1 protein-coding gene is annotated in these 4,389 nt (G+C 62.5%); it reads left to right on the forward strand.

The features are described from left to right. Positions 1-4,389: hypothetical protein (locus AAE514_RS18190; RefSeq protein WP_347332984.1), on the forward strand; the 4,389-nt coding region annotated here is incomplete at both ends.

Consider the following 4,389-nt stretch of genomic DNA (forward strand, 5'->3'; position numbering starts at 1 on the left):
TAGCCACGGCACCAATACCTGGACGCTAAATCAAGCTCAGGGCGGAACGCTGTCGCACAACCCCAACGGCGGTACCGCCGCCATTGACGGTGCCATCACCTTTAAGGACTTTGGCACCTTGCGCGGCGGCAGTGGCGCCGATGAATTTACCGTATCCACTAACTACAGCGGCACCCTAAATGGGGGCGACGGTAGTGGTAATCACTTAATCGCCGAAACGTCCGGCAACCGATGGACCCTGGACCAGGCCTTCGGTGGCTCCCTCACCCTGGGCAGCACGGTGAATATCGCCTTTACCCAAATTCACGAGCTGACCGGCAGTGGTAATGCCAGTGATCCGGACACCCTGCAAGCCCGCGACGGCCAGAACAACCGCTGGAGCAGTGCCGGGGGGAGCGACTGGCACCTGGCGGCGCATGACAATCCCACTGACCAGATTCTCTTTCGGGGCATAGCGAACTGGGTCGGCGGCAATGAGAATGACACCTTTGAGTTAGGCACACGGCGGGATGTGGCGGACATCGCCGGCGGGGGCTCCACGTTCGGTAATGGAGACCCCAACAATGAGGGCGATGTCCTCAAGGCCAGCGGCGACAGCGTTTGGGAACATGGGGGCGGCCTGTCCGGCACGCTGGATGAAGACACCGACTTCTCCGCCATCCAAACCATTGAGGCCTCCGGTGGCGCACACAGCCTGAGTAGCACCCGTTCGGACAACCTTTGGAAGCTCACCGGCACCACCGCGGGCAGCCTCGGCACCACGATCGCCGCGGATTCCGCGCGTTTGAATTTCAGCGGCATCGCTACGCTCAACGGCGGTGGCAGCCAGGATGTGTTTCAAGTCAATCAAGGCGCCGGCTTCCAGGGAACCATTAACGGTACCGCCGGGCACAACACCCTGCGAGTGCAAGACGGCAATGGCGACTGGGTGCTAACGGCTCTGGAGAACGGCGCGGTTGCGGCCGCCGACACGGCCATCACCTTCACGGGAATACACGCCTTGGAAGGGGAGGGCGCCGGCCATGAGCTCACCGGCCCCGAACTTGCCCTGCACTGGGGGCTGACCGGTAGCGGCACCGGCCAGCTGCACCGTCAGGCTGATACCAATAAAAGCGCCGCCACGGCCCGCATGACCTTTGCGGGCATGGAGAACCTGACCGGCGGCGGGGAGAGCGATACCTTCCAAGCCGCGCAGCGGGATGACGGCAACGGTGGTGGCCTAATCTGGATCACTCGAGACGAGCTGGCCGACTTCGGCACCTTGGACGCCGGCGGCGGTGGAGCCCAAGCGCTACTGCTGACGAATGTCACTGGCGAGGCTTTGGATTTTAGCCTGGGCAACCACGCCGACTCCGACCTCCATATTCGGGGCTTTGACACCCTGGAAGCCCACGGCGCCGACAACATTCTTCGCGGTCGTGCCAACACGGCCTATGAGTGGCGGGTCACCGGCGACAACGAAGGCACCGTCAGCTGGGGCAATGAAACCCCGAAGGAGAGCCTGAGTTTTTCCAATATTGCCTCCCTTCACGGCGGGGACCGAACCGACCAGTTCGAAGTGGTAAACGGGGCAAGCCTTTCCGGCGTTATAAACGGGGAGAGTGGCACCAATATTCTGGACCTCTCCGCTCTTGAGCGAGATATTGTGGTTAACATCGGTCAGGCCGAAGGTTTAGGCGTTGGCTTTGCCGTTCAGAACATCAACGGCCTTATCGGCAACCACAACCCCGGTGACCCGGACGGCTACGATAGCACCTTCAACGTCAGCGCCGACGGCGAGTCCGGCCGCCATTACGACTGGCAACTGGAAGCCCTCGATACCCTCTCCGGCCTGCTGGAAAGCGATGGCGTCAATGACGGCCGCTACCGGCCGAACACGGCTCAAGAGGTTGCCTTTGTCGATTTCAATATTCTTGAAGGCAGCGAGGGGAGCGACACCTTTACCTTTGTGGACGATGCGCGGGTCACGGGGCGAATCGACGGCATGGCGGGCGACGACAACACCTACGATGCCGCCAATGCCACTGGCGCCCACCACCTGACGCTTGACCCAGATAGCGCGGACGGGCCCCGAACACTGGTGCAGAATATCCGCACCCTAAAGGCCAACGGCAACCCCGAGAGCAGCTTGAGAGCAAAGGACGAGCAAAATACCTGGACCATTGACCGTGCCGGAGGCGGTTTGCTTCTTGAAGCACCGGCGAATGTGGAGACCACCTTCGAAGGCTTTGGCCACCTGATTGGCGGAACCGGGACGGACACCTTTACTTTGCAGGGCAGCGGCCGTGTTGACCGAATCGATGGGGGCGGGAACCTCAGTGGCAATAGCGTCACGCTAGAGGCCATCACGGAGGCGCAGTGGGTCTCTCTGGATGCCGGCAACAGCGATGCGCACCTGCGCCTGAGCGCGATCGGGGAGGTGACCGCCACGGGCGAGACCGAACATCACTTCGAGGCCGCCGCGTTGCCCAACGACCAACCCAACGAGTGGGTCCTAAAAGGGCGGAACGCCGGCACCTTGAATGGTGAGGTGACCTTCTCCGGTTTCGCCCACCTGGTGGGCAATGCTCAGGATGATGAATTTACGCTGCAGCCGGGTGACACCCAAGCGACCGAAGTGACCGGCTCGCTGACTGGCGGAGGCGGCGAGGATAGCCTCAACCTGGAGAACTTCGGGAGCGCATTGCGCATCGCCATCGCCGAGCGCGATCAGGCCGAGCTGGTGATCCACGGGTTCGATGAACTGATCGCCCCCGAGGACGCCGGCCATACATTGATGGGCAAGCATAACGGCAACCTCTGGCAGATAACGGGCCCCAACAGCGGTGAGCTCAATGAGCTGACCTTCGCCGGTGTGTCCGACCTGCTCGGGGGCGATGGGGATGACCGTTTTGAGTACGGGCTGAACGGCGCCCTGGATGGCCATTTGGATGGTGGCGAGCGGAACACGGAAAACCGGCTCGACCTCTCTGCCTTGAATAGCACGACAGTGATCTACGGGCCCGATGGTGATTTTTCCAATATCGACAAACTGATCGGGGCCCGCGAGCACACCACGCTGCAAGGGGTGGGGGCGAACCTCGAGTGGTTGTTGGACCAAGGCGAGAATGCCGGCTCGGTGACCCGCGACGGCCAAACCCTGAACTTTACCCAGGTGACGGACTTAAAAGGCGGTGATGCCGGCAACGAATTTGAACTGCAGGGCGGCTGGGTAAGCGGCCTGATCAGCGGCGGCGCCCAGAACGATCAGTTTTACGTGACGCTGGCCTCCGGTGCCCAGGGGAGCGTAGAGCTCGCCGGCGGCGGGGGTACTAACAATACCCTGCGGGTGACCGGGGGTGGCAGCGGCTACGAGTCGGTGTACACCGCCGGCCTGAATGCACAGGACGAGCCGGATGAGCGCTTGACTTACACCAGCGCCAACGATGCCGTCTACGAGCTTAAATTCAACGAGTTGCAGCAAGTTCAGGACGATCTCACCGCCGACGAATTGCGCTTGGAGGGCACGCTGGACTCGGACACGCTGCGCCTGACCGACCAGGGCTATGAGATCGACGGGTTTACGCCCTTGCAATACACCCATAAAACCCACGTGACCGTGGCCGGCACCAATGCCGATCAGCTCATTATCGAAGGGGCCCTGGACATTGCCGGGACCTTGACCCTGCGCGGTGCACAAGTAAGCCAGTCCAATGCCCAGGCCATTATTCGCGCGCGCCACCTGAAGCTGGAAGGCATTGATGGCTTCGGAACACAGAGCCAACCCATTTACTCCGATGTGAATCAGCTCTCGGCGGACGTCGGTCTGGGCGGGCTCTTTATTCGCGATGACAGCGCGCTGAGCCTGAATGCGATCACCAGTCGCGGGCCGACCGTCATCTCAGCGGCGGGCATGATCGACAGTGATGCGGCGCTGACCATGGACGAGTCGTTGGACTTGCACTCCGAGCGGGCGGGTATTCGCCTCACGGGCCGGAACCGCTTCTCCGGCCCGGTCAGTGCCACGGCCGCGGGGGATGTGCGGCTCCATCATGGCCGAGCCCTGACACTGGGTGAGCTTCAAGCGCGTGAACTGACTCTGGAGGTCGCCGGGGATATCACCGGCCAGGGTCCGGTAGAAGCCGAACGCGTGTACCTGGACGCGGCGGGCCAGGTGTTGTTCGAGCATGAGGGCAACGCCGCCGGCGAGCTTTCCGTCTCCCGCTCCGAGCAGCTAACGTGGCGCAACAGTGCCCCGCTGACCGTGCGCGAAGTGGACAGCGATGGGGCGGTCGTGCTTCAAGCGGCCGGCCTGACCGTGGCCGGTGAAGTGACCGGCGCCTCGGCGATGCTGGATAGCCGGAACGGCTTGTTGCGAGTGGATGAGTCGCTGACCGCCCGGGGCGAAGA

It is taken from the genome of Marinimicrobium locisalis, from assembly GCF_039822625.1.
GTDB lineage: Bacteria > Pseudomonadota > Gammaproteobacteria > Pseudomonadales > Cellvibrionaceae > Marinimicrobium > Marinimicrobium locisalis.